General features: G+C 59.6%; 27 protein-coding genes. All 27 read right to left on the bottom strand.

Going from position 1 to position 24,408, the window contains the following annotated elements:
* Window position 1: 1 nt before the first annotated feature.
* Window positions 2-271: a flagellar biosynthesis protein FliQ gene (gene fliQ, locus AC3Y64_RS07820; RefSeq protein WP_007920026.1), complete on the bottom strand. Its 270-nt coding sequence runs from the start codon at window positions 269-271 to the stop codon at window positions 2-4.
* Window positions 268-1,026 carry a flagellar type III secretion system pore protein FliP gene (gene fliP / locus AC3Y64_RS07815; protein ID WP_489987031.1) on the bottom strand — a complete coding sequence of 253 codons (759 nt, stop codon included), beginning with the start codon at window positions 1,024-1,026 and terminating at the stop codon, window positions 268-270. The genes fliQ and fliP overlap by 4 nt, the downstream gene beginning before the upstream one ends.
* A complete protein-coding gene (gene fliO, locus AC3Y64_RS07810) occupies window positions 1,026-1,478 on the bottom strand; it encodes a flagellar biosynthetic protein FliO (protein WP_158959454.1) in 453 nt (150 codons plus the stop codon). Before fliO ends, fliP begins: the two co-directional genes overlap by 1 nt.
* On the bottom strand, window positions 1,479-1,928 hold the full coding sequence (fliN, locus tag AC3Y64_RS07805; protein WP_008077656.1) for a flagellar motor switch protein FliN: 450 nt from the start codon (window positions 1,926-1,928) through the stop codon (window positions 1,479-1,481).
* A 56-nt stretch (window positions 1,929-1,984) separates the two neighbouring features.
* Window positions 1,985-2,953: a flagellar motor switch protein FliM gene (gene fliM, locus AC3Y64_RS07800; RefSeq protein ID WP_007920032.1), complete on the bottom strand. Its 969-nt coding sequence runs from the start codon at window positions 2,951-2,953 to the stop codon at window positions 1,985-1,987.
* Window positions 2,954-2,962: 9 nt separating this feature from the next.
* Window positions 2,963-3,466, bottom strand: a complete 504-nt coding sequence (gene fliL / locus AC3Y64_RS07795) for a flagellar basal body-associated protein FliL (RefSeq protein ID WP_007920033.1) — start codon at window positions 3,464-3,466, stop codon at window positions 2,963-2,965.
* Window positions 3,467-3,670: 204 nt separating this feature from the next.
* A complete protein-coding gene (locus AC3Y64_RS07790; protein WP_489987030.1) occupies window positions 3,671-5,035 on the bottom strand; it encodes a flagellar hook-length control protein FliK in 1,365 nt (454 codons plus the stop codon).
* 104 nt (window positions 5,036-5,139) lie between these two features.
* The gene (locus AC3Y64_RS07785; protein ID WP_489987029.1) at window positions 5,140-5,487 is read right to left on the bottom strand and encodes an Hpt domain-containing protein; all 348 of its coding nucleotides are present in this window, start codon (window positions 5,485-5,487) and stop codon (window positions 5,140-5,142) included.
* Window positions 5,488-5,518: 31 nt separating this feature from the next.
* Window positions 5,519-7,222 carry an ATP-binding SpoIIE family protein phosphatase gene (locus AC3Y64_RS07780; RefSeq protein WP_158959467.1) on the bottom strand — a complete coding sequence of 568 codons (1,704 nt, stop codon included), beginning with the start codon at window positions 7,220-7,222 and terminating at the stop codon, window positions 5,519-5,521.
* A gap of 5 nt (window positions 7,223-7,227) precedes the next feature.
* The gene (locus tag AC3Y64_RS07775; RefSeq protein ID WP_489987028.1) at window positions 7,228-7,533 is read right to left on the bottom strand and encodes an STAS domain-containing protein; all 306 of its coding nucleotides are present in this window, start codon (window positions 7,531-7,533) and stop codon (window positions 7,228-7,230) included.
* Window positions 7,534-7,691: 158 nt separating this feature from the next.
* Window positions 7,692-8,144 (bottom strand): flagellar export protein FliJ, encoded by a 453-nt coding sequence (gene fliJ / locus AC3Y64_RS07770; RefSeq protein WP_122593398.1) that lies wholly within the window; start codon window positions 8,142-8,144, stop codon window positions 7,692-7,694.
* Between the two features lie 6 nt (window positions 8,145-8,150).
* A complete protein-coding gene (gene fliI, locus AC3Y64_RS07765) occupies window positions 8,151-9,509 on the bottom strand; it encodes a flagellar protein export ATPase FliI (RefSeq protein ID WP_489987027.1) in 1,359 nt (452 codons plus the stop codon).
* Window positions 9,499-10,305, bottom strand: coding sequence for a flagellar assembly protein FliH (fliH, locus tag AC3Y64_RS07760; RefSeq protein ID WP_489987026.1), 807 nt, complete (start codon window positions 10,303-10,305; stop codon window positions 9,499-9,501). Before fliH ends, fliI begins: the two co-directional genes overlap by 11 nt.
* 4 nt (window positions 10,306-10,309) lie before the next feature.
* Window positions 10,310-11,329: a flagellar motor switch protein FliG gene (gene fliG / locus AC3Y64_RS07755; RefSeq protein ID WP_016771079.1), complete on the bottom strand. Its 1,020-nt coding sequence runs from the start codon at window positions 11,327-11,329 to the stop codon at window positions 10,310-10,312.
* Window positions 11,322-13,109, bottom strand: coding sequence for a flagellar basal-body MS-ring/collar protein FliF (fliF, locus tag AC3Y64_RS07750; protein WP_158956681.1), 1,788 nt, complete (start codon window positions 13,107-13,109; stop codon window positions 11,322-11,324). Before fliF ends, fliG begins: the two co-directional genes overlap by 8 nt.
* A gap of 15 nt (window positions 13,110-13,124) precedes the next feature.
* Window positions 13,125-13,454, bottom strand: coding sequence for a flagellar hook-basal body complex protein FliE (gene fliE / locus AC3Y64_RS07745; protein WP_064390858.1), 330 nt, complete (start codon window positions 13,452-13,454; stop codon window positions 13,125-13,127).
* A gap of 127 nt (window positions 13,455-13,581) precedes the next feature.
* The gene (locus AC3Y64_RS07740; RefSeq protein WP_489987025.1) at window positions 13,582-14,973 is read right to left on the bottom strand and encodes a sigma-54-dependent transcriptional regulator; all 1,392 of its coding nucleotides are present in this window, start codon (window positions 14,971-14,973) and stop codon (window positions 13,582-13,584) included.
* Between the two features lie 5 nt (window positions 14,974-14,978).
* Window positions 14,979-16,172 (bottom strand): sensor histidine kinase, encoded by a 1,194-nt coding sequence (locus AC3Y64_RS07735; protein WP_178113676.1) that lies wholly within the window; start codon window positions 16,170-16,172, stop codon window positions 14,979-14,981.
* A gap of 128 nt (window positions 16,173-16,300) precedes the next feature.
* Window positions 16,301-17,776 carry a sigma-54 dependent transcriptional regulator gene (locus AC3Y64_RS07730; RefSeq protein ID WP_016984300.1) on the bottom strand — a complete coding sequence of 492 codons (1,476 nt, stop codon included), beginning with the start codon at window positions 17,774-17,776 and terminating at the stop codon, window positions 16,301-16,303.
* Window positions 17,777-17,949: 173 nt separating this feature from the next.
* A complete protein-coding gene (fliT, locus tag AC3Y64_RS07725; protein WP_489987024.1) occupies window positions 17,950-18,246 on the bottom strand; it encodes a flagellar protein FliT in 297 nt (98 codons plus the stop codon).
* 10 nt (window positions 18,247-18,256) lie between these two features.
* Window positions 18,257-18,652 (bottom strand): flagellar export chaperone FliS, encoded by a 396-nt coding sequence (gene fliS, locus AC3Y64_RS07720; RefSeq protein WP_489987023.1) that lies wholly within the window; start codon window positions 18,650-18,652, stop codon window positions 18,257-18,259.
* A 129-nt stretch (window positions 18,653-18,781) separates the two neighbouring features.
* Window positions 18,782-20,224 (bottom strand): flagellar filament capping protein FliD, encoded by a 1,443-nt coding sequence (fliD, locus tag AC3Y64_RS07715; protein ID WP_489987022.1) that lies wholly within the window; start codon window positions 20,222-20,224, stop codon window positions 18,782-18,784.
* Between the two features lie 82 nt (window positions 20,225-20,306).
* A complete protein-coding gene (locus AC3Y64_RS07710) occupies window positions 20,307-20,663 on the bottom strand; it encodes a flagellar protein FlaG (RefSeq protein WP_122593380.1) in 357 nt (118 codons plus the stop codon).
* A gap of 73 nt (window positions 20,664-20,736) precedes the next feature.
* Window positions 20,737-21,588 (bottom strand): flagellin domain-containing protein, encoded by an 852-nt coding sequence (locus tag AC3Y64_RS07705; protein WP_489987021.1) that lies wholly within the window; start codon window positions 21,586-21,588, stop codon window positions 20,737-20,739.
* A 243-nt stretch (window positions 21,589-21,831) separates the two neighbouring features.
* Window positions 21,832-22,098: a hypothetical protein gene (locus AC3Y64_RS07700; RefSeq protein WP_489987020.1), complete on the bottom strand. Its 267-nt coding sequence runs from the start codon at window positions 22,096-22,098 to the stop codon at window positions 21,832-21,834.
* Entirely contained in the window at window positions 22,095-23,384 is a 1,290-nt protein-coding gene (locus AC3Y64_RS07695; protein WP_489987019.1) for a motility associated factor glycosyltransferase family protein, read from the bottom strand. The genes AC3Y64_RS07700 and AC3Y64_RS07695 overlap by 4 nt, the downstream gene beginning before the upstream one ends.
* Before the next feature lie 87 nt (window positions 23,385-23,471).
* A complete protein-coding gene (locus tag AC3Y64_RS07690; RefSeq protein ID WP_064119546.1) occupies window positions 23,472-24,398 on the bottom strand; it encodes a ketoacyl-ACP synthase III in 927 nt (308 codons plus the stop codon).
* Window positions 24,399-24,408: the final 10 nt, after the last annotated feature.

The following is a 24,408-nucleotide window of genomic DNA, read 5'->3' as shown; positions in this document are numbered from 1 at the left end:
CTTAGCCAATGACCATCGGAATGTTTTTGTACAACTGGATGATGTATTCCATGAACGTCTGCACGATCCACGGACCGGCGACGATCAGCGTCACCAGCATCACCAGCAGACGCGGCAGGAAGCTCAGGGTCTGTTCGTTGATCTGCGTGGCGGCCTGGAACATCGCCACCAGCAAGCCGACCAACAGGCTCGGCACCACCAGAATCGCGACCATCAAGGTGGTCAGCCACAGCGCTTCACGAAAGATATCGACTGCGACTTCTGGCGTCATGGCGAGACACCTCCGAAACTGCTGGCCAGGGTGCCGATGATCAGCGCCCAGCCATCCACCAGCACGAACAGCATGATCTTGAACGGCAAGGAAATGATCAGCGGCGAGAGCATCATCATACCCATCGCCATCAGCACACTGGCCACAACGAGGTCGATGATCAGGAACGGAATGAAGATCATGAAACCGATCTGGAACGCGGTTTTCAGCTCGGACGTGACGAAGGCCGGCACCAGAATGGTCAGCGGCGCCTGATCCGGAGTGGCGATGTCGGTACGCTTGGACAGGCGCATGAACAGTTCAAGATCGCTGCTGCGGGTTTGCGCGAGCATGAAGTCCTTGATCGGCACCTGGGCTTTTTCCACCGCTTGCTGAGCGGTGAGTTTCTCCGCCAGATACGGTTGCAGCGCATCGTTGTTCACCCGGTCGAACACCGGCGCCATGATGAACAGGGTCAGGAACAGCGCCATGCCCGTCAGGATCTGGTTCGACGGCGTCTGTTGCAGGCCGAGGGCCTGACGCAGGATCGAGAAGACGATGATGATCCGGGTGAAACTGGTCATCAGGATGACCGCCGCCGGAATAAAGCTCAGCGCGGTCATGATCAGCAGGATCTGCAGACTGACCGAATACTCCTGCGCGCCATCGGCGTTGGTGCCCAGCGTGATCGCCGGGATCGACAACGGATCGGCGGCGAACGCCAGTGGCGCGGCCAGCAACAGGGCCAGCGTCAAGACGATGCGTAGCGCACCCATTACTTCGTATCCTTCTGATCCTTGCCGAGAATCTTCAGCAGATGCTGAGCAAATTCCGGGGTCGCTTTTTCACCGGTCGCAGGCACTTCGACCGGTTCCTTGAGCACATGCAGCGCGGTAATGGTGCCGGGGCTGAGCCCGAGCAGGATCTGCTCGTTGCCGACCTGGACCAACAGCAAGCGATCACGCGGACTCAGCGCGCGCGAACCGATCAGCTCGATCACTTGCCCCTTGCCTGCCGGCCCGGCCTGCTGCACGCGGCGCAACAGCCAGGCGAGGAAGAAGATCACCCCCAGCACCAGCAACAGGCCAAACACCAATTGCGTCAATTGCCCGGCCACGCCGCTGGTCACCATCGGCGCGGTCGCGGCAGGCACCGTAGTGGCGGTCGACGGTTCGGCGGCGAGAACGCTCAGCGGCAATGCCAGCAGAGCCCAGAGAAACCTCTTCACTCAGCGCAGCTTCTTGATGCGTTCGCTTGGGCTGATCACGTCGGTCAGGCGGATGCCGAACTTCTCGTTGACCACAACCACTTCGCCGTGCGCGATCAGTGTGCCGTTGACCAGCACGTCGAGCGGCTCACCGGCCAGACGATCCAGCTCGATCACCGACCCCTGGTTGAGTTGCAGCAGATTGCGGATGTTGATGTCGGTGCTGCCCACTTCCATGGAAATGGACACCGGGATGTCGAGGATCACGTCCAGGTTCGGACCGTCCAGCGTCACCGGATCGTTGTTCTTCGGCACGCTGCCGAACTCTTCCATTGGCAGACGCGAGCCGGAGGATGCGTCGGCTGCCAGCAATGCGTCGATGTCAGCTTGACCATCACCGGTCTCTTCCAGGGCAGCAGCCCATTCATCGGCCAGTGCCTGATCGTCCTGGGCGTTCATATCGTCGTTCATCATGTGTCCTCGGCGGGCAACAATTCAGCTAAATGTGGGGGGGTGAAAGCGCCGCTTCAGCGACGCTCGATCGGCTCGATCACTTGCAACGCGAGGTTGCCTTTGTGTGAGCCCATCTTGACCTTGAAGGCCGGCACGCCGTTGGCGCGCATGATCATTTCGTCCGGCATCTCGACCGGGATCACATCCCCCGGCTGCATGTGCAGGATGTCGCGCAGCTTTAACTGACGGCGAGCGACGGTGGCGCCGATCGGCACGTCGACATCGAGGACGTCCTGACGCAGGGCGTTGACCCAGCGCTCGTCCTGATCGTCGAGGTCGGACTGGAAACCGGCGTCGAGCATTTCCCGCACCGGCTCGATCATCGAGTACGGCATGGTCACGTGCAGATCGCCGCCACCGCCATCGAGTTCGATGTGGAACGTGGAGACCACGATCGCTTCGCTCGGGCCGACGATGTTAGCCATGGCCGGGTTCACTTCCGAGTTGATGTACTCGAAATTGACTTCCATGATCGCCTGCCAGGCTTCTTTCAAATCGACGAAGGCCTGCTCCAGCACCATGCGCACCACGCGTAGTTCGGTCGGGGTGAATTCACGCCCTTCGATCTTGGCGTGACGGCCGTCGCCGCCGAAGAAGTTGTCCACCAGCTTGAACACCAGTTTGGCGTCGAGGATGAACAGCGCGGTGCCGCGCAACGGCTTGATCTTGACCAGGTTGAGACTGGTCGGCACGTACAGCGAGTGCACATATTCGCCGAACTTCATCACCTGCACGCCACCGACGGCAACGTCCGCCGAGCGGCGCAGCATGTTGAACATGCTGATGCGGGTGTAACGGGCAAAACGCTCGTTGATCATTTCCAGAGTCGGCATGCGTCCACGGACGATGCGATCCTGGCTGGTCAGGTCGTAGCTTTTGACACTGCCGGGTTCGGCAGCGTTATCGGTCTGTACCAGACCATCGTCGACGCCATGCAACAGCGCGTCGATTTCATCCTGGGACAGCAGATCCTGCACGGCCATGTCGTGTTCCTACTGCAGTACGAAATTAGTGAAAAGCAACTGTTCGATCACCACTTTGCCCAGCTCTTTCTGCGCCACTTCCTGGACGCTGGCTGTGGCCTTCTGGCGCAACATCTCTTGGCCGACCGGAGTCGCCAGTGTGGCGAAATCCTGACCGGAGAAGAGCATCACCAGGTTGTTGCGGATCACCGGCATGTGCACTTTGAGCGCTTCCAGATCAGCCTGATTGCGCGCCAGCATGGTGATGCTCACCTGCATGTAGCGCTGACGGCCGTTCTGGTTGTAGTTGGCCACGAAGGCTGGCGCCATCGGCTCGAAAATCGCCGGTTGTTTGCCGACAGGCGCTGCATCTGCAGCTTCGGCAGGCTTGCTTTGAGCGCTGTGCATAAAGAACCAGGTCGCCCCCACGGACGCGCCAATGGCCAGCAGCAACGCCAGCACGATCACAATGATCAGCTTGAGTTTGCCTTTGGTTGCGGGGTCTTTTACAGCTGCTGTTTCGCTCTTCGCCATGCCAATAATCCGTCACTAATCGGGTTTTCACAGTCGCACGGCAAGGCAAGAGCAAGTGTTATGCCAGAAGTGTCGAAGCCAAGAATTGGGGGAACTGCTAGAAGCACAAAGCAAAAGATCGCAGCCTTCGGCAGCTCCTACATAGGCGCGTATACACCTGTAGGAGCTGCCGAAGGCTGCGATCTTTTAATGTCCCCGCAAACGTCAGGCGTAATAGTCGACCGCGCTGCTGCCAATCACGCTGGTCGTTTGCGCAGCCACTTCAGCAATGGCGGCAGGTGCCACTTCCTCATCCGCCGAATCGAGGCGACCACCGGCAGCGCTGGTGCGACCACTCTGGCCCTGCTGCGCCTGCTCCTGGCCTTGCTGACCCTGCCAGCCTCGGCTCTGGTCGGAGACATTGACGTCGACCTGGCCCATGCCCTGCTGGTTGAACATTTCACGCAGGCGATGCATCTGACCGTCCAATGCTTCACGCACGCTTGGATGCGCACTCATGAACGTGACCTGAGTCTGTTGATCCGGAACCATGTTCACGCGGATGTCCAGACGGCCCAGTTCAGCCGGCTGCAACTGAATGTCAGCCGCCTTGAGATTGGCGCTCGACAAATACATGACGCGGTTGACCACTTCCTCAGTCCAGCCGCTCTGATGCATCGCGATCGGCTGGTTCACCGGCACGGCATTGGCCGTCTTCGGCGTTGCGGCCTGGGTCAGCGCCGCCAGACGGTTGGCGAAGTCATCGACACGGGTGTCGCTGGTGGCAGTCTTGAGGTCTTTGAGGCCGTCATCGATCATACCGCTGAAAGCTTTGTCACCGCCCTGACTGGTGCTGTCCTTGTCGGATTGCACATCGAGCATGCTGGCCATGCCGGCGGCAAAATTCTGCGCCGCCGTCAGTTCACCGTCGGCCTGAGCCTGAGCCGGCGAGGCTTTCGGTTGCGCCTGGCTGGCAGCGGAAATATGCCCGCCCTGCTCCATCGCCATACGCACGGCTGGCAGCGAGTCGAGTGGATCAGCCGTAGGATCGAAATCGCTGTCAATGGCAGGCGCCGGGTCTTTGACCACGTTCGGCAATGCGGCGAGCGCAGGGGTTTCGGTTTCAGGCTGGGCGGTAGCAGCCGGGGTCGGCACCACAGGTGGCGTGGCCACCGGTTGCACAGCGACGGCCAATGCGGGATCGAGCGTCGGATCAACCGGCGCAGCATCGACCACCGGGGTCTGGGCTGTGTCGGTGTTGTCGTCGCTGCTGGCAGTGGCGTCATCGGTTGTCGCGGCTTTATCGGCAGGCAAGTCGTTGCCGCTATCGGCAACCGCCGGTTGCGCAGCGGCAGACGGATCTTTGCCAACGTCCTTTTTACCGCCGTTGTCAGCGACCTTGTCGCGGCTCGGCTTGAGCGAGTTGTCAGCGGTTGCGGCAGGCTTGATCGATCCCTGATCGGCGAACACTTTAGCGAAGCTTGAGGCTTTATCCCCGGTGTCTACGGCCATCGCCGACGTTTTGGCAGAGGCGGCTTGCGCCTTGGCCTGAGCGGCATTCTGAAGAAGGATGTTGGGGGTCGCAGGCATGAAACGGTCTCCGCTGCACTGGGATCGTAGGTACAGTTGCGGAGATAGCTGCAAGTGCCGGGCCAGTTTTGTCCGGCGCTTGCGAAAAGCGCCGGACGGCGGGATCAGTGGGTGTGAGCGTGCTGTCGCTCGTCTTCGTACACGGTGCGCACATCGGCAAATTCGCCGCTGATCTCAGCGACCAGTTCGACTATTTCTGCCGGGCTTTTGTCTTTGGCTTCCGACTCCAGCTCCTGGCACAACTCCGCCAGTCGAACGGCGCCCATATTGCTCGCGCTGCCCTTGAGGCTGTGCGCAACCTCGGACAACGCTTTGGCATCCGCAGTCTTCTGCAACTCGTGCAAGCGACTTTCCGAATCGCTCAGAAAGGTGTCGAGCAAATCCGGATAATTGTCTTCCATCACGTCGCGCAAGGTGTCGAGCACCTCGCGATCTACATGTTTGTCAGTCACTTGTTCACTCCTTGATCAAGAATTGCGCAGATTATGCCTGAACCTCCCAGAAAAACTCCACGCGGGCACTACGACCTTCGTCCGACCAACTGGCATTGCGCCCCAATTGCCGGACCAGACTGACTCCACGACCTGACAGACGGACACTCTCCAGCGGTCGCTCCATCACCCGCGCCACATCGAAGCCCTTGCCACTGTCATCCACCCGAATCACCAGGAGACCGCCCTCGCCTTGCGGCTGGACTTGCAAATGCACGCGCACAAAACCGTCCTGAAGCGCTTCGAGCCGGTCGTTGCGCTGCTGGTAGTAGAGGGCAAATCCGGCTGCATCGCGCTTGAGACTGGAATCCAGGCCAAGCACGCCGTGTTCGAGCGCATTGGAATACAACTCGGCGAGCACGCTGTACAACGCGCCACTTTGCGCGCGCAACCCATGTACTTCGAGCAGCAACTGCAAGAGATAAGGCAACGGATTGAAGCGTTTGAGCGTGGCACCGCGAAATTCGAAGCTCACCGACCAGTCCAGCGGACACGACTGACCACTGTCGGAATACACCGTCGCCGAAGGGCGGACCTGCGCAGGCTCAAGCAGGCTGACCTCGACCATGCTCACATCGTCGCGGGCCTCGCCGCGAAAATCCCGCAGCGCCTGCTCGATATCCTCGAACAAGTGATCCGGCTCACGATTGGCGGCAAACACGCGCTGCAAGCGCTCGACACCGAACAGTTGATCATTGGCATCACTGGTGTCGATCACCCCGTCGGACAGCAGGAAAACCCGATCACCGACCGCCATGGGATGAACTTCAGTGCAGTCGTCGAACGCCTGCGGGCTGAGTACTCCCAGCGGCAGATGGCGCGCGGCCAACGGCACACGCTCGCCCGTGGCCATCTGGTGCAGATAGCCGTCGGGCATGCCGCCATTCCACACTTCGACCGAACGCCGCTGAGAACTCAGGCACAGCAGCGTGGCGCAGCAGAACATGTCCACCGGCAGGATGCGTTTGAGCTTGGCGTTCATCTCGCGCAGGGTTTCCGCCAGGCCGTAGCCCTTGGCGGTCATGCCGTAGAACACCTCGGCCAACGGCATCGCACCGACCGCTGCCGGCAGGCCATGACCGGTGAAATCGCCGAGCAGCACATGCATGTCGCCGGCCGGGGTGTACGCCGCCAGCAACAAGTCGCCATTGAACAATGCGTAGGGTGATTGCAGATAACGAATGTTCGGCGCACTGAGGCAGCCGGAATGCGCCACTTTGTCGAACACCGCTTTGGCCACGCGCTGTTCGTTGAGCAGGTAATCGTGGTGTTTGGCGATCAGGTCGCGCTGCTGCAGCACCGTCGCCTGCAAGCGGCGCAAGCGGTCCATCGCCTTGATTTTGGCGGCGAGGATCACTTGGTTGTAGGGCTTCGCCAGAAAGTCGTCGCCGCCAGCATCCAGACAACGCACCAGCGCTTCGCTTTCAGTGAGTGAGGTGAGGAAGATGATCGGTACCAGCGTCTCACCCGCCAGGGCCTTGATGTGCCGCGCGGCCTCGAAGCCGTCCATCACCGGCATCATGGCGTCCATCAGCACCAGATCGGGTCGCTGTTGGCGAAACAGCTCAACCGCCTCCGCGCCATTGGCCGCGGTCAGGACTTCATGGCCCTGACGGCGGACGATGGTGGAGAGCAGCAGGCGGTCGGCAGCGCTGTCTTCAGCGATCAGGATGGTCAGCGGCTCTTGCGCCTGCATGGTGGTCAACTGATGTCGAAGAGTTTGTCGAAGTTGGAGATGGCGAGGATCTTGCGCACGTCGGAGTTGCTGTTGACCACACGCACGTCCGATTCATCACCACCGGCGTGATCGCGCAGCAGAAGCAGCATCCCCAGCGCGGAACTGTCGAGGTAAGTGGCTTCCTTCAAGTCCACCACAATGGATTCGGGCTTAGTGTCGACCCGCTCGTAAGCCTCGCGAAATTCCTGATGGCGCCCGAAGTCAAAGCGCCCTTTGACCGAAATGGTCAGTTTTCCCTCTGGCGAGAGATCTGTTTCTACTGCTGACATTGACTGGCTTCCTTGTCATTGACGAACGTGTACAAGGTTTAGCATCTGGACAGGGTTGGGGCAAGGCTGGAAGCCAGATCAAAAGATCGCAGCCTCCGGCAGCTCCTACACTGATCCCCTGTAGGAGCTGCCGAAGGCTGCGATCTTTTGATGTTGGTTTAAAACGGATTCTGTCGCGGCAAGCGCTGCGACAGTTCGTCGAGCAACTTCTGCTCACGCTTGTCTTCGAGGCGCTGCGCCTCTTCACGATAGCGCTGCACCAGTTTGCGCAACCCTTCGACCTTGGCGAACGCCTGTTGCCATTCCTCACGGGCTTTGTCGAGTTTGTTCTGGTGCCAGTTCAGGCTCTGTCGCTGCTGATCGACGGCAGTGTCGAGCTGCGCCAGAAAGCCCTGAAAACCCAGCAACCATTGGCCAGTCACGCCGGTGGCGCCGCGCACGATCCATTGCTCGGAGTAATCCAGACGAAAGGCATTGAGGTCGGCAAGTTTGCTTTCAGCGACCTTCACCTGGCCCTGAAAGTAACCCAGGCGTTGCACGGCGGCTTTCTCGGCCTGTTCGGCCATGTCCACCACCGGCGCCAGGCGCGCGGCACGACTGACGGCAGCCATGACCGGTTAGCCGCCCGCCGCTGGGGCGAACAGGGTTTCGAGGTAAGCCTGGCTTTCGCCCATGGTGATTTTGTCGTTGAGGCCCTGACGCTGGTAGCGAACCAGTTGCGGTTGCAGGGAGATCGCCAGGTCGGTTTCGCGATCGCCACCGGCAACGTAGGCGCCGACGCTGATCAGGTCGCGGCTCTGCTGATACCGCGACCACAGTTGCTTGAAATACTGCGCGCGCTGCATATGCTCAGGCGAAACCACTGCTGGCATCACCCGGCTGATCGATGCTTCGATGTCGATGGCGGGATAGTGCCCTTCCTCGGCCAGACGCCGGGACAGCACGATGTGGCCGTCGAGTACGCCTCGCGCCGAGTCGGCAATCGGATCCTGCTGATCGTCGCCCTCGGACAACACGGTATAAAACGCAGTAATCGAACCCCCGCCCTTCTCCGCATTACCGGCGCGCTCCACCAGTTTCGGCAACTTGGCGAACACCGATGGCGGATAACCCTTGGTCGCTGGCGGTTCGCCGATGGCCAGGGCGATTTCCCGCTGGGCCTGGGCGAAACGAGTCAGCGAATCCATCAGCAACAGGACGTTCTTGCCCTTGTCGCGGAAATACTCGGCGATGCGCGTGCAATACATCGCTGCACGCAGACGCATCAACGGTGCATCGTCCGCCGGTGAGGCAACCACCACAGAGCGCTGGAGGCCTTCTTCACCGAGGCTGTGTTCGATGAATTCCTTGACTTCGCGACCCCGCTCACCGATCAGGCCGACGACGATAATGTCGGCCTCGGTGAAGCGCGTCATCATCCCGAGCAATACGGATTTACCGACACCGGTACCGGCGAACAGACCCAGACGCTGACCACGGCCGACCGTGAGCAAACCGTTGATGCAACGGATACCAACGTCCAGCGGCACGCTGATCGGGTCACGGTTGAGCGGGTTGATCGTCGGGCCGTCCATCGGCACCCAGTCTTCGGCTTTCATGCCGCCCTTGCCGTCCAGCGCACGACCGGCACCGTCGAGCACGCGCCCGAGCATGCTCATGCCCATCGGCAACCGACCGGTATCCGCGAGCGGCACCACGCGGGCGCCAGGGGCGATGCCGGCGACACTGCCGACCGGCATCAGAAAGACTTTGCTGCCGGAAAACCCCATGACTTCCGCTTCCACCTGCGAGGGGTGATAGCTGTCGTCATTGATCACCAGGCAGCGGGTGCCCATGGCGGCGCGCAGGCCTTCGGCTTCGAGGGTGAGGCCGACCATGCGCAGCAGGCGACCTTCGAGAATCGGCGCGCCGGCAATTTCCGTCGCCTCAGCGTAAGTGCTCAGGCGCTTGGCGAAACTGGTGCGTTCAAGGCGCATCGGGGTCGTCCGCGAGCGGCTCTTCAGGCGTGGCCGCCGGTTTTACGTCTTCCGGAATGTCCAGAGTCAGATCCGCTTCAGCCGGATGCAAGGCTTGTTCATGCAACTGATCGAACAGTTTGGCCATGACCTGAGTGACGCGGGTTTCGATGCTGGCATCGATGCGGCTGTGCTCGGTTTCAACCCGGCAGCCACCCGGTAACAGCGATTCATCTTCGACAATGCGCCAGGTTTCCTCATGACGTTCGCGCAAGGCTTTGGCTTGCTCGAAGTCTTGCGGATTGACGTAGAGGCGCACGTTGTCGACGCCCAGCGGCAACAGCTTGAGGGCGTCGCGCATGACGTGTTCGATCTGGCTGGAATCGATGGCCAGCTCGCGCTTGATCACCTGTTTGGTGATGTGTTGCACCAGGTCGACCAACGATTTTTCGATGTGTGTGTCTTGCTCGGCGATGGGCTCGAACAGGTTCACCATCAACTGCTCAAGGCTGGCGAGTTTGGCGGTGAGCGCCACGTCGGCTTCCTGACGCACCTTGAGCGTGGCGCTGTGAAAACCTTCTTTTTCGCCGATGCCGAAGCCCTCGTTGTAAGCCTCCTGACGGATGCTTTCGAGTTCTTCCAGAGTCAGTGGCTGGACTTCTTCCAGCGGCACTTCTTCCATTTCCGGCGGTTCGGGCTCCGGCTCAGGCTCGGGTTCCGGCTTCGGCGGGTCGAAGCTGGGCATCGCCCAGGATTCGAAACCACGGACATCGCGGGCGCGGATCAGATCCGTCACATCGTCGTCGTGCTTGTCCATGGGCTTAGATCATTTCCTCGCCACCTTTGCCACCGAGCACGATCTCGCCGGCTTCGGCCATACGACGGGCAATGGTGAGGATTTCTTTCTGTGCGGTTTCGACGTCGCTGACGCGCACCGGGCCTTTGGCCTCGAGGTCGTCGCGCAACAGTTCGGCAGCACGTTTGGACATGTTCTTGAAGATCTTCTCTTTGACGCCTTCGTCCGAACCCTTGAGGGCCAGCACCAGCACGTCGGAAGACACTTCGCGCAGCAACGCCTGAATGCCACGGTCGTCGACATCGGCGAGGTTGTTGAACACGAACATGAGGTCTTCGATCTGACCGGACAGGTCTTCGTCGACTTCGCGGATCGAGTCCATGAGCTGGCCTTCGATCGAGCTGTCGAGGAAGTTCATGATGTCCGCCGCACGCTTGATGCCACCCAGGGTGGTACGCGAGGCGTTCGAGTTGCCGGAGAACTGCTTCTCGAGGATCTGGTTGAGTTCTTTCAATGCGGCTGGCTGCACGGTGTTCAACGACGAGACGCGCAGGATGATGTCCAGACGCACCTTGTGGTCGAAGTTGCCGAGCACTTCACCGGCCTGATCGGGGTCGAGGTACGCGACCACGATCGCTTGAATCTGCGGGTGTTCGTAACGGATCACGTCGGCAACGGCACGCGGCTCCATCCATTTCAGGCTGTCGAGGCCACTGGTGTTGCCACCGAGCAGGATGCGGTCGATCAGGCCGTTGGCCTTGTCTTCACCCAGGGCCTGGGTGAGCATTTTGCGCACGTAGTCATCAGAACCGACGCCGAGGCTGGTCTGGTCGCCGACGATGTCGACGAACTCGCTCATGACCTGCTCGACCTGTTCGCGATGGACATTGCCCATCTGCGCCATGGCCACGCCGACGCGCTGAACCTCTTTCGGGCCCATGTGGCGCAGCACTTGTGCAGCATCGGTCGAACCCAGGGACAGCAGCAGAATCGCGGCTTTGTCGACCTTGGTCAGTTTGACGGTTGCGGCTCGGTTATCACTCATCTGCGTTAATCCACTCTTTCACGACCTGAGCCACGCGACCCGGATCCTCGGCCACCAGACTCTTGATTGCATTCAGTTGCGCGTCATAACCCTCGCTCGGGCTCGGCAACAGAATGCTCTGCGGACCACCGAGGCTCACGCGGTCGTTGGAAAGTTCGCCGTCCAGGCCGCCCATCCCGCCGAGTTCCACGTCGCTGCCAAGACCGGCCAGCTCCTTGCCTTTGCCGCCGCCGGTGATGTTGTTGAGCACCGGACGCAGCACACCAAACACCAGCACCAGGATGAACAACACACCCAGCACTTGTTTGACGATGTCCCAGAACCATGGCTGGGAGTAGAACGGAATATCGGCAATCACTTCGCCGCGCTCGGCGGAGAACGGCATGTTGATCACGCTGACGCTGTCGCCACGGCTGGCGTCGAAACCGACGGCGTCCTGCACCAGACGGGTGAAGCGCGCCAATTCGTCGGCGCTCCACGGCGCACGGGTGGTTTCACCGTTGGCCGCGTTGACCTTGACCTGGTCGTCGACAACCACCGACACCGACAGACGATTCAGGCGACCCTGCTGCTGCTTGGTGTGGCTGATCGAACGGTCGAGTTCGAAGTTCTTGGTGGATTGTTGACGCTTGTCTGCCGGGTACGGCGCGAGCATTGGCTGGCCGGTGGCCGGGTCCATGATCTGCTGACCGTTGGCGTCAACCAATGGCTGACCTGGCTGCACCATGCTGGCCGGTGCCGCAGCGCCACCAGTGGTTTGCGGCGCAGAAGCCGGCGCCGGTGGCTGGTTGCTCAGGGCACCCGGCACACCTTGCGGGCCATTGCTGGCGGTGCGTTGTTCGTTGACCGATTGCTCGCTGCGCAACGCCGGTTGATCCGGGTTGAACTGCTCGGCAGTCGATTCGACAGCACTGAAATCGACATCGGCCGAAACTTCAGCCTTGTAGCGATCGTTGCCCAGTACCGGTTGCAGAATGTTGTGTACGCGCTGAGTGAGCATGCTTTCCATGCGGCGGCTGTAATCGAACTGCTTGCCGGCCATGGTCATTTCGGAGTTTTCCGCCTGATCAGAGAGCAGGTTGCCCTTCTGGTCGACGACGGTGATCTGCGATTTGCTCAACTCGGGAACGGAAGTCGCCACCAGATTGATGATCGCAACGACCTGACCCGGCTCCAGCGAACGACCGCTGTACAGCTCAACCAGCACCGAAGCGCTTGGCTTGCGCTCGTCACGGACGAACACCGAACTCTTCGGAATCGCCAAGTGCACGCGGGCACCCTTGACGTTGTTCAGGCTGGAAATGGTCCGCGCCAGTTCACCTTCGAGGCCGCGACGATAACGGGTCGCTTCCATGAACTGGCTGGTGCCCAGACCCTGTTCCTTGTCGAGGATTTCAAAACCGATGTTGCCATCGCTGGGAGTGACACCAGCGGCTGCGAGCTTGAGGCGCGCACGCGACAGATCATCGGCCTTGACCAGCAAGGCGCCGGAGTTCGGTTCGACGGTATAAGGGATGTCGGCGGAGGCCAGGGTGTCCATGACCTGCTTGGCATCCATGCCGGCAAGGCTGCCGTACAACGGACGGTAATCCGGCTGCTGCGACCACAGCACCACGGCAAAGCCAATCGCCACGCTCGCAGCCAGGCCGACCAACAGGCCCACCTGACGCAGCATGGTCATCTCGGAGAGGTTTTCCAGGAAGGACAGGCCGAACAACGGCGGTTTGCCGTCTATCGGGGTGGCCTTGGCCGGAACGTTATCGGCGACTGCTTCTGCCATGACTCAATCTCGTCCTTAAACCGGCATCTGCATGATGTCTTGATAAGCCTGAACCAGTTTGTTGCGCACCTGGGTCAGAGCCTGGAACGACACGCTGGCTTTTTGCGAAGCGATCATCACGTCCGTCAGATCGACGCCGCTTTTGCCCACTTCAAAGGCGTTGGCCAATTGAGTCGATGCCGTCTGGGTATCGCTGACCTTGTTGATCGCCTGACCGAGCATGTCGGAAAAGCTGCTGCCTCCCAGCTCAGGGACAGCGGTCGTCGATTTCGGCGCAGACATGGCATCCACTTTCATGGCCTGCATGTCCATCATCAACCGATTAAATTCAATACCTTGGCTCATGGTCTACTCTCTTGGGCGGCCCGCAATTTTTTGACACTCACTCGGCGGGTACACAGGTATTAGCAACAAGGGTGCCAGCTCATGGACACCCCTTCATAAAAGCGTTTTCAAAGCATTGCGCCACGGATCAGGTGGCGAACAGATAGCCTTCGACGTCCATCCCCGCATCGCGCATTTGCGCCAGTTTGTAGCGCAGGGTTCGCGGGCTGATGCCGAGTTTTTCCGCCGCTTCTTTGCGGCGACCGCGCTCGGTGCGCAGGGTGTCGATGATCATCTGAAACTCCCGGCGGCGCAGGTCATCCCCCAGTGCGCCGGACGAATCCACTTCGATTTCCACTTCACGAACTGCCACTGACACAGGCGTTGCGACCGGCAACGCGGTGAACGTCACGGCACCGGCAAGACAGAAATCCTGCGGCTGGATCAAACCGCCCTGCTGCAAAATCAGTGCGCGCTGAATCGCGTTGTCCAGCTCACGCACGTTGCCCGGCCACGGGTAAGCGGTCAGGCACGCTTGTGCCTCAGGCGAAAGTTTTGCGGCGGCATGCTTCATTTTATTGACGTGTTTGGCCAGCAGTCTTTCGGCCAGCGGCAGGATATCGGCAGTGCGCTCGCGAAGTGGACGCCAGGCTAGGGGGAAAACCGACAGACGGTAGAACAAATCCTCACGGAAACGTCCCGCCGCCACTTCGCCCGCCAGGTCGCGGTTGGTTGTCGCGACCACCCGGATATCAAGGCTGATCGGTTTGCGTGCCCCAACGCGCTCGACTTCACGCTCTTGCAACACACGCAGCAGCTTGGCCTGCAGGCCGAGGGGCATTTCGGAAATTTCGTCGAGCAGAAGGGTACCGCCGTCGGCCTGCTCGAATTTGCCGGCCTGCGCAGCGATGGCGCCGGTGAATGAGCCTTTCTCATGCCCGAACAATGTTGCTTCAAGCATGTTGTCCGGGATCGCCGCACAGTTGATGGCAATGAACGGTTGATTGGCGCGATGGGATTGCTGGTGAATGTAGCGCGCCAGCACTTCTTTACCGGTGCCGGACTCGCCGGAGATCAGCACGGTGGAATCGCTTCGGGCGACGCGCGCGGCCAGCTCAAGCAGTTGGGCGCTCGCCGGTTCGACCGCAATCGGGCCTTCGCTTTCGCTCGCGCCAAGATTGCCCAAGGCATGGCGTGCGACCAGATCCAGCAGCGCTTTGGGCTCGAACGGCTTGACCAGATAATCCGCCGCGCCCTGACGCATGGCATCGACCGCGCGTTCGACGGCGCCATGGGCGGTCATCAGCAACACCGGTAATTGCGGCTGGCGGGCCCGCAACAATGCAAGCAGTTGATGGCCATCCATGCCAGGCATGTTGACGTCGCTGACCACCAGACTGAACGCCTCTCGCGCCACCGCCGTCAACGCTTCTTCAGCGCAACCGACCGCGTGGTAATCATGCCCGGCCAACAGCAGCGTGTCGGCCAGCGCTTCGCGCAATGAGCGGTCATCCTCGACCAGCAAAACCTTGATGCCCATGTCTGTCACTCAGCTCCCTGTACAGCGGAAAACAGCGGCAGGCTGACCTGCGCGCACGTGCCACGCCCGACTCGCGAGCGCAGCTGCAATTCTCCCTGATGCGCCCGCGCCACCGCTTTGACCACGGTCAGGCCGAGGCCAGTGCCGGTCACTTTGGTGGTGAAAAATGGTTCGCCGAGCCGCGCCAGAACAGCGGGCTCGATGCCGCTGCCACTGTCGCTGACACTGATGCGCAAGGCGTTGTCGCGGGTGTAGCAGTGCACTTTCAGCCGCACATCACCGGCGCTGGCTTGAATCGCGTTTTCAATCAAATTCAACAGTGCGCCAACCAGGGTGTCGCGATTACATAGCAACTCGCCGGCATGGCTGTCGCACTGCCAGCGAATGGGCAGGTCCTGCACATGCGTCAGCGCCGCAGCTTGCAGTGCTTGCATCAAGGCATTGGGCGTGAGGCGGTCGGTCAGCGGCAACTCACCGCGCGCGAATATCAGCATGTCGCGCACTTGGTGTTCGAGTTCGTGCAGGCGCTCTTTCAGGCGCCCGGCAAAACGCTGCTGCGTGGCGACGGGCAATTCCTGCTCAGTCAAATGACTGGCGTACAGCAGTGCGGCGGACAACGGTGTGCGGATCTGATGAGCGAGCGAGGCGACCATGCGCCCCAGCGATGACAGGCGTTCATGGCGTGCCAATTGATCTTGCAGATGACGGGTTTCTGTCAGGTCGTTGAGCAGCACCAACTGGCCTGGCTCAGCGTCCAGCGAGCGAGTTGCGATCGACAGGCGTCGACCGTTTTTCAGGGAGATTTCATGACCGTCGTCTTCACGCGGTGCGAAGCAGCGCGCAATCACTTGGCGCCACAACTCGCCTTCCAGTGGCAAGCCAAGCAGCTCAATGGCGGCGGGATTGGCTTCGCGCACCATGCCGTGACCGTCAATCACGATGACGCCACCGGGCAACAGATCGAGGAGGTTTTGCAGACGGTTGGCCAGGCGTTCTTTCTCTGCCAATTCCTGCATGCGCTGGGCGCTGACCACCGCCAGTTCACCCTTGAGCTCGGTGACCCGCGCTTCAAGCATGCTGTAGGAATCAGTCAACTGGCTGGACATTTGATTGAACAGCTCGAAAGCCTGCTCAAGACCCTGTCGGCTTGCCTGTTCAACGGAGGACGGCTGCCCCTCGGGACTGGAGGCAGAAGACATCTGGGCGGCTTGGGGCATTGTGCTTTCTCGCGTGGCTGACCGTCAGTTAAACGGAACGTTGCGAGGGATGTAGCAATACCCGTGCCTAAAAAAAACTGCTTATAAATGAGGCGGTTGAAAAACAGGCGTCAATCATCCGCCTGTTCATCACCGTCGCGACGGCTCATGCCGTACTTGCGCATCTTCTCCACCAGCGTGGTACGACGAATGCGCAGGCGTTCAGCCGCACGCGCCACGATGCCATTGGCGTCGTCCAGCGCCTGCTGGATCAAGCCCTGCTCCAGACCACCGAGGTAGTCCTTCAGATCCAGGCCTTCCGGCGGCAGCATGGCATTGGCGGTGAAGTCCGGCGTATGACCGTTGATGGCCACGCGCTCTTCCAGATCGCTGCGCAGGCTGTCGACCATTTGCTCGTCTTCGTCGTCGACATAGCGGAATTTCTTCGGCAGCTCGACCACGCCGATCACCCCGTACGGGTGCATGATCGCCATGCGCTCGACCAGGTTGGCCAGCTCACGGACGTTGCCCGGCCAGCCGTGACGGCACAGCGACATGATCGCGGCAGAGTTGAAGCGAATCGAACCGCGCTTCTCGTGCTCCATGCGCGAGATCAGTTCGTTCATCAGCAACGGGATGTCTTCGACACGCTCACGCAGTGGCGCCATCTCGATCGGGAACACGTTCAGGCGATAGTAGAGGTCTTCGCGGAAAGTGCCGATCTCGATCATGCTTTCGAGATTCTTGTGGGTCGCGGCGATGATGCGCACGTCGACGCTCTGGGTCTTGTTGCTGCCCACGCGCTCGAAGGTGCGTTCCTGCAGGACGCGCAGCAGTTTGACCTGCATCGGCAGTGGCATGTCGCCGATTTCGTCGAGGAACAGCGTTCCGCCGTTGGCCAGTTCAAAGCGCCCGGCACGGCTGGTGATCGCGCCGGTGAAAGCACCCTTCTCGTGACCGAACAATTCGCTTTCGAGCAGCTCTGCCGGGATCGCCCCGCAGTTGACCGGCACAAACGGCGCATCGCGGCGTTTGGAATGGTAATGCAGGTTACGCGCAACCACTTCCTTGCCGGTCCCCGACTCGCCGAGGATCAGCACGCTGGCGTCGGTGTCGGCGACCTGCTGCATCATCTGGCGCACGTGCTGGATCGCCCGGCTGGTGCCGACGAGGCTACGGAACAGATTGGGTTCGCGATGACGGCCGCGCTCGCGGGCCTGGTCGTACATCTCGCGATAGACCTGGGCACGGTGCAGAGAGTCGAGCAGTTTGCTGTAGCTGGGCGGCATTTCGAGGGTAGACAGCACGCGGCGACGCTGGTCTTCAGGCAAGTCGACGGAAGAATTATCGCCCATCAGCAAAACCGGAAGGAACTCATCCCAGGTCGAGAGTGTCTTTAACAAGCCCAAAAGCGCGCCAGGAGCATTAACGGTCCCGATCAGTACGCAAATGACCTCACGACTAGACGACAAAGAGCCGACTGCCTGCTGCCAGTCATGGCTGCCGCAGGGTAAATTTTCTTCGCCAAGAAAATTTAAGATCACCGCCAGGTCGCGGCGGCGGACGCTATCGTCATCGATCAGCAGAATTTTGGTTTCACGCCACATGCAATAGCAACTTCCCTAGTCAACTCAATGCCCGAAAAATTGGGGCAAGCGAGACGCTTGCAGGACACCATGTGCCTGTAGACGCCTGAAATCTGAAATCAGCCACTAGTTAAGTCAAAAAACCGTGCACAGTCAAATTTATGGCGCACATGTCTGGATTAACTGCGGGTTAATTAACCAAACAGATGGTAAACCTTTGCTGCCTTCTGCGCTTGGGTGATCTGCGACATCTCATTGGCTATTGCCTGCCGCTCACCCATGGCGACCTCAAGAAGGTCTTTGTAGACGTGCAGCAGCTCTTCAAGATTGTCGCGCAACGCGACTTCGTCCAGCGACGCCTCAGCCATGACGTCTTCCATGCAGGAACGGCAAGCCAGATCCAACTCGCCAATGGCTTCCCAATTGCGTTCGGCCAAGGCACTGACCAACGCTTCACGGGTATCGGCGATTCGCTGCAATACAAGACTCATGGCGCTCTCCTTAGAACTGTGGACCTGGTGGAGCAATACCGTCCCAGCCTTCCTTTACGGTGCGCAGGAGACCGGCAACTTCATCGAGGATCTTTGGATCACTCTTGACGTTCGCCTCGGCGAGTCGCTTCATCATGTAGATGTAGAGCTGGTTGAGCTCCCCCACCGCATCGGCGCTGTTTTCCAGATCCAGGCCTTCACACAAACCACCAATGATGCCAACGGCTTTACTGATAGCCGTGCATTTGGCAGCAATATCCTGGCGCTCAATGGCGCCCTTGGCCTCGGCGATTCGCCCCAGACCACCTTCCATCAACATTTGCACCAGACGGTGCGGGCTCGCTTCGGACGTCTGGGCATGCGCGCCGACTTTCTGGTATTGCCGAAGGGCTAACATCGGATTCATGTTCTACCTCATTGCCACAATGACTCGTATATCCAGTGTATCGCCAACGAATCAGAGAACTTTAGATGAAAAGACAAAAACCCGGCACACGCCGATAAAGCGTAGCCGGGTTTTTGTCGTGCCTGCCTGTTACTTCGCGGACTGCTGAGCGTTCAGCGAGGTGAAGAACGAGGTAATGCTGCTCGCCGTCGCTTTCATCTGCCCTACCAGCAAGTCCATGGCGTTGTATTTTGCAGTCAACGTCTTGGTCAGGTTGGCAACACGCAAATCCAGCGCCAGTTGCTGGTTGGTCAGGTTTTTGGTGTTCTTGGTCAGAATCGCCATGCGCTGATCAAGCAAACCGCTACCGGTGATATCACCTGCCGCTGGCTTGAGATACGGGTCGACTGCTTTGCTCATGCGCGCCAACAGACCGTTAGTGTCGTCGGTACCGGTGAACAACTGCTGAACCTGACCGGTCATGCCTGGCTGGGCCATGGTTTTGGTGAAAGCGCTGGTATCAAACGTCAGGTTACCGGTGTTGCGGTCGGTCATTACACCCAACTGCGACAGCACAGCCAATGGACCGCCAGCCCCTGTGTTGGTCAACTCGGCACGCACGTCGGCAATCAGCGAGCGCGGCATCGCGTCACCGGTGAATGCCGCTTGCACGGTCAGCTTGCCATCCGCATCCGGCGTCGCCTTTGACAGGGTATCAATGGTCGTTTTCAGCGTGTTGTAAGCGTCGACAAAGGACTGGATCGACGTCTGCAAACCCTTGGTGTTGGCATCTACGCCGACAACAGTAGGCGTCGAGCTCGCCGTGGTCAGGTTCAGGGTCAGGCCACTGATTGCGCCGGTCACCGTATTGCTCTTGCTGGTGACTTCAAGGCCGTCGATGGACAGCTTGGCGTTTTGCGCAACGCCATTGACGGCGCCCGCAGCACCAGCCGCAGGACTGCTGCCCAGAGGTTTTGTGCCATCAATCTCCAGACCGGCAATGCCGCTCACGGTGAGGTCAGAACCTTCGCCAGTCTTGTTCGAGCTGATCACCAGGCGCGAAGCACCGGAGGCGTCGGTCACAATGTTGGCGGAGATACCGTTGGCGCCCTGAGCCTTGTTGATGGCGTCCCGGGTAGTCTGCAAAGTGGAATTGGCAGGAATGTCGACATTGTAATCAGTGCCATTCTGACTGATTTTCAGGGTACCACTCGGAATGGCACTGGAGGCGCCGCCGGCGAAGGAGGCACTGGCGATTTTCGAGCCGGTAGCCAACTGCGTTACAACAACATTGTAGCTGCCCGAAACCGCGGAACTGTCGGCGGTGGCGCTCAGGTTCGTATTGCTGGAAGTCGCGGTGAAACCGGCAAATGCAGGATTGGTCTTGCTGCTCAGATTGGTCATCGCCGTCTGGAACGCAGTCAGCGCACTCTTCAACGAACCGATGCCGGAAATTTTCAGCGTGTTGGCTTTGGTCGCGGTGTCGATCTGCGTCTGCTTCGGTGCCTTGTCGGCATCGACCAGTGCAGTGACGATCGCACCGATGTCCAGGCCGGAACCCAGTCCGGAACCCGGTAGAATTGGACTTGCCATGTGCATCTCCCTTCAGATTGTTGCCATTCTTTTGACCGTTACACGCGTCCTGAGAACGGACAAACATTATTCATGCCAGCTATCAGACTTTGGCGTCGAACAACACGTGGCTCGCGTTGGCCAGGCTGTCTGCCAGCTTGAGGGCTTCTGCGGAGGGAATCTGTCGAACGACCTCACCCGTCTCGCTTGCGATCACCTTGACGATGACCTTGCCGGAATGCTCGTCGATGGAGAATTCCAGATTGCGTTTGATCGACTGGACAAACTTTTCGATCTCTTGCACCGCCAGTTTCAACTTGGCGTCGTCCGTTTCCTGACTCTTGGCAGCGACCGGAGCTTCAGTCTTGGCAACTTTAGGCGTTTCTGACGGCTTGTCAGCAACCGGCGTGACTGGCTTGGGAGCCGGATAAGACTGGTTAAGCTTGACGCTCATGTCCATGCTCATCACCTCCTAACGTAAAAAGGCGAGAGAGCGCGACCAGCGCACCCTCCCGCCCAAACTTGTTCCGAAATTACTGAAGCAGCTTCAGTACAGCGGAAGGCAGTTGGTTGGCTTGAGCCAGAACGGAGGTCGAAGCCTGCTGCAGAGTTTGCTGCTTGGTCAGGTTAGCAGTTTCTGCGGCGAAGTCGGTGTCTTGTACACGACCCTGTGCAGCGGTGGTGTTCTCAACGATGTTCTGCAGGTTGGAGATGGTGCTGGTCAGACGGTTTTGCGAAGCACCCAGGCTGGCACGGGTATCACCGATCGCAGCGATAGCAGCGTCGATTGCAGTGATAGCGTTGTCGATGTTGCTACCAGCGGCAGCAGCGTCAGTACCGGTCAGAGCCAGAACGCCTTTGTCCACGGACAGGTTGACGGCGTCGAACTTGGAGCTCAGTACCAGGTCGATGTGGTTAGCAGTACCGGTGTTTGCGCCAACTTGCAGAGTCACAGTACCAGCCGAACCGTCCAGCAGGTTTTTGCCGTTCAGGTTGGTGGAAGCGGCGATACGGGTGATTTCGTCCGACATGTCGGCGAATTCTTTGTTGGTCGCTTTCTGGTCAGCAGTGCCGTTGGTGCCGGTACGTGCTTTAACAGCCAGTTCACGCATACGCTGCAGGATGTCGGTAGTAGCTTGCAGAGCGCCTTCAGCGGTCTGAGCAACGGAGATACCGTCGTTGGCGTTCTGGATAGCCTGGTTGCCACCGCGGATTTGCGATTGCATACGAGTGGAGATCTGCAGGCCAGCGGCGTCGTCTTTAGCGCTGTTGATTTTCAGGCCGGAAGACAGGCGCTGCATCGAAGTCGACAGGGCGTCGGAAGCGCGGTTCAGGTTTTTCTGAACGTTCAACGATGTGGTGTTGGTGTTTACTGTTAAAGCCATGACGAATTCCTCGTTGGTTGGGTACTGCGGCTTCCGGCCCTGGCAACCGCCGGGTATGGCCTAGAGAACCTTCGTAATAGTTATCGTCGGGTAATCAGGTTGCTTGAGGGCTTTTTGAAAAAATTTTGCCATCACCCGGCCACCCCCGAGAAAACAAGGGCTTAGCCGCCCCTCACCCACGAAAAAATGACGTCATAAAACCGACCACGGCGAAAACCTGCGGGCCAGTGCTGCCGTCCGTCCTCAGACCGGCACGCTTTGCAGCAACTCGACCAACTCGTACTCCATGTAATCAGCCAGCCCCAACCAGTCCTGCCGCTCCTGACAATCGAGCATTTGCAGGAGGATGTGCGCCCATCGTTGTTGTTCATTCGTCGGCGCCAAGACCAACACCTGCTGCGCGCCCTCGAAGACATCGACCATGCTCAGCGCCGCCTCGACGTCACGGCCCAAGCGAAACAGGCCGGCGCACTGACGGCATTGGTCGACGCAGGTCCCGATCACCGTCATTGCACAAACTCCTGATTGAATTGCGTCCCGGCGATCAGCGCCCCCGCCCTGCTGCTATTGAAGAATTGCACGTGCGGGTGCACGGCGATGTAGCGCTCGAGCACACACAGATAGCCGCGAAAATTCAGCTGCGTACTGACCCGCTGGCCGTTGCCGTCGCGTACCCAGTGCCGCGCCTGATTCACGCCGGGCCCCAGATCACCGTCGCCCCAGCCTGCGTGGGTCTTGTTCATCGGAAAAGCGAAGTCGGCGCCAAACAGCGTGATGCGTGATGCGCCCATCTTCACCGCCAAGTCCACCGCCGGATGAATCACGCTGCCGCCGACATGCAACAGCGCGCGCGGATGCTGCTCACGCAAGCCGGCATAGACCGGACTGGCCGAGTAACCACCGTAGCGTTTGCCCTTCCAGGCGCGCAGCACCTCAGGATCACTCATCGGCAGATACACCAGGGCGATGCCATCAGACTGTTCAAAAGGCAAATGGCGAAAGCTGATGCGCTGATCGATGGTGACCACCAGATCAGGCTTGATACCTTGTTCAAGCAACGGCCGATAGGCGGTGTCGACACAGATGAACAACGGGCGCTGCGCCTGAGCCCGCGCTGCTGCCAGTCGCTCAAAGTGCCCTTCAAGGGTCGGGCCGGTGCCGATCACATAGACTTCGCGATCAGTACAGCTGCCGAACAACTGCGTGACATCGTCATCGCCCAACAGCACTGGCAAGCACTCCTGCAAACGCTGCTGAATGAACGGCGACTGCGCATCGAATTCGCGATTGTTGAAACTCAAATGGACTTCATTGACCAGCCGATCACGGATCTTCGCATTGAAGTCATCGGCCAGCAGCATCTCGGCCGGCAAGGCGAAAAACGGCGTAAACATGTCCGAGTGATCGCCGGCGTAGAACAACTCGACACGCGGATCTTCCAGCCACTGCCGCTGATCGAGCAACTGCAGCACCAGCGCGAACAACGCGCCGTTGAGGATGTGCACGTACAAACGCTGCAGTCGTTCGCGCTCAAGCAGGACACCGGGCAGATCGCCGAGGCCAGTGCCATAGACGTGTAATTGCACTTGATCGGGCAGACTGGCTGCCTGAACCTGCGCTTCGTGGAGGCGGTCGTGGCGGCTGGTAAGCTGGATGCCGTTAACACTCAGCGTCGAACCCAGCCCCTCAACCAGCTCGGCCTGAATGGCCGCACTGTCTTCAGCCATCAGTCGCTCGAACAGCGCCGGCCAGCGCCGCTGCAACACTTCGGCATTGGCTTGAAAAAACTCGCTCATGGCGCCTCGCGCTCCCGTTCAGGCAAAAAAATAGCGCTCAAGGTTAACCTTGAACGCTTTTTTTGTATCCGCCGTTTTTGCTTCAGCTCAAGGGCGATAGATGATCGCCGAGCCCCACGACAGACCGACACCAAAACCGCTCAGCGCAATACGCTGCCAATCGGAATCGAGTACGTGTTTTTCCAGCAGCAACGGAATGCTCGACGACACGGTGTTGCCGGTCTCGACCATGTCCTTGATGAACTTCTCCGGCTCGCCTTCGAAGCGCCGCGCCACGGCATCGACAATCGCCGCGCTGCCCTGGTGAATGCAGAACGCATCGATGTCATCAGCCTTGAGGCCGGAATCATCCAGCAGCTCGTGCAAGTGCGCGGGGACTTTGAGCAAAGCAAAGTTGAACACCTGACGACCGTTCATGAAGAACACGCCATCGGTGACTTTCAAATGCGGTGCGCCGGAACCGTCGGTGCCGAACTTGGCCTTGCCCAACGCCCAGCTCGGATCTTCGCCCATCCAGGTGGCCGTGGCGGCATCGCCGAACAGCATGGTGGTGTTGCGATCTTCCGGATCAACGATTTTCGAATACGGGTCAGCGGTGATCAGCAGGCCGTTCTTCAGGCCGGCGGCTTCCATGAAGCCCTTGATCGCGTAGATGCCGTAAACGTAACCCGAGCAGCCGAGGGAAATATCGAACGCGGCGACGTTGGTCGGCAGACCGAGTTTGTCCTGCACGATGGCGGCGGTGTGTGGCAGGCCCTCTTCGTCACCGTTCTGGGTGACCACGATCAGCGCGTCGATCGATTCACGCTTCAGATCCGGGTTGCTGGCAAACAGCGCATTGGCCGCTTCCACGCACAGATCGGAGGTTTCTTGCTCAGCGTCTTTGCGCGGCAGGAATGCCGAGCCAATCTTGCCAAGGATGAATTCTTCATCCTTCTCGAATTTTGCACCTTGTGCGTAATTGTCCACGCCGGCTACAGGAACGTAGCTCGCAATGCTTTTTATGCCAATCATTACGGCTTCC

Source organism: Pseudomonas sp. 4CAES_32.4, from assembly GCF_058136335.1.
This window is presented reverse-complemented; position numbering and strand designations above follow the sequence as displayed.

What these genes read in the sequence shown, in the direction of transcription:
- AC3Y64_RS07695 (WP_489987019.1), bottom strand. Translation starts at nt 23,384, where the DNA reads ATGAGCGAGTTTTTTCAAGCCAATGCCGAAGTGTTGCAGCGGCGCTGG.
- fliG (WP_016771079.1), bottom strand. Translation starts at nt 11,329, where the DNA reads ATGAGTGATAACCGAGCCGCAACCGTCAAACTGACCAAGGTCGACAAA.
- AC3Y64_RS07735 (WP_178113676.1), bottom strand. Translation starts at nt 16,172, where the DNA reads ATGTCTTCTGCCTCCAGTCCCGAGGGGCAGCCGTCCTCCGTTGAACAG.
- AC3Y64_RS07700 (WP_489987020.1), bottom strand. Translation starts at nt 22,098, where the DNA reads ATGACGGTGATCGGGACCTGCGTCGACCAATGCCGTCAGTGCGCCGGC.
- fliQ (WP_007920026.1), bottom strand. Translation starts at nt 271, where the DNA reads ATGACGCCAGAAGTCGCAGTCGATATCTTTCGTGAAGCGCTGTGGCTG.
- AC3Y64_RS07740 (WP_489987025.1), bottom strand. Translation starts at nt 14,973, where the DNA reads ATGGGCATCAAGGTTTTGCTGGTCGAGGATGACCGCTCATTGCGCGAA.
- fliM (WP_007920032.1), bottom strand. Translation starts at nt 2,953, where the DNA reads ATGGCCGTGCAGGATCTGCTGTCCCAGGATGAAATCGACGCGCTGTTG.
- fliL (WP_007920033.1), bottom strand. Translation starts at nt 3,466, where the DNA reads ATGGCGAAGAGCGAAACAGCAGCTGTAAAAGACCCCGCAACCAAAGGC.
- fliN (WP_008077656.1), bottom strand. Translation starts at nt 1,928, where the DNA reads ATGAACGACGATATGAACGCCCAGGACGATCAGGCACTGGCCGATGAA.
- fliH (WP_489987026.1), bottom strand. Translation starts at nt 10,305, where the DNA reads ATGGACAAGCACGACGACGATGTGACGGATCTGATCCGCGCCCGCGAT.
- fliJ (WP_122593398.1), bottom strand. Translation starts at nt 8,144, where the DNA reads ATGGCTGCCGTCAGTCGTGCCGCGCGCCTGGCGCCGGTGGTGGACATG.
- fliI (WP_489987027.1), bottom strand. Translation starts at nt 9,509, where the DNA reads ATGCGCCTTGAACGCACCAGTTTCGCCAAGCGCCTGAGCACTTACGCT.
- AC3Y64_RS07710 (WP_122593380.1), bottom strand. Translation starts at nt 20,663, where the DNA reads ATGGACATGAGCGTCAAGCTTAACCAGTCTTATCCGGCTCCCAAGCCA.
- AC3Y64_RS07780 (WP_158959467.1), bottom strand. Translation starts at nt 7,222, where the DNA reads ATGCAGGCGCAAGAGCCGCTGACCATCCTGATCGCTGAAGACAGCGCT.
- AC3Y64_RS07790 (WP_489987030.1), bottom strand. Translation starts at nt 5,035, where the DNA reads ATGCCTGCGACCCCCAACATCCTTCTTCAGAATGCCGCTCAGGCCAAG.
- AC3Y64_RS07690 (WP_064119546.1), bottom strand. Translation starts at nt 24,398, where the DNA reads ATGATTGGCATAAAAAGCATTGCGAGCTACGTTCCTGTAGCCGGCGTG.
- fliS (WP_489987023.1), bottom strand. Translation starts at nt 18,652, where the DNA reads ATGAATCCGATGTTAGCCCTTCGGCAATACCAGAAAGTCGGCGCGCAT.
- fliT (WP_489987024.1), bottom strand. Translation starts at nt 18,246, where the DNA reads ATGAGTCTTGTATTGCAGCGAATCGCCGATACCCGTGAAGCGTTGGTC.
- fliP (WP_489987031.1), bottom strand. Translation starts at nt 1,026, where the DNA reads ATGGGTGCGCTACGCATCGTCTTGACGCTGGCCCTGTTGCTGGCCGCG.
- fliF (WP_158956681.1), bottom strand. Translation starts at nt 13,109, where the DNA reads ATGGCAGAAGCAGTCGCCGATAACGTTCCGGCCAAGGCCACCCCGATA.
- fliD (WP_489987022.1), bottom strand. Translation starts at nt 20,224, where the DNA reads ATGGCAAGTCCAATTCTACCGGGTTCCGGACTGGGTTCCGGCCTGGAC.
- fliE (WP_064390858.1), bottom strand. Translation starts at nt 13,454, where the DNA reads ATGAGCCAAGGTATTGAATTTAATCGGTTGATGATGGACATGCAGGCC.
- AC3Y64_RS07730 (WP_016984300.1), bottom strand. Translation starts at nt 17,776, where the DNA reads ATGTGGCGTGAAACCAAAATTCTGCTGATCGATGACGATAGCGTCCGC.
- AC3Y64_RS07705 (WP_489987021.1), bottom strand. Translation starts at nt 21,588, where the DNA reads ATGGCTTTAACAGTAAACACCAACACCACATCGTTGAACGTTCAGAAA.
- AC3Y64_RS07775 (WP_489987028.1), bottom strand. Translation starts at nt 7,533, where the DNA reads ATGTCAGCAGTAGAAACAGATCTCTCGCCAGAGGGAAAACTGACCATT.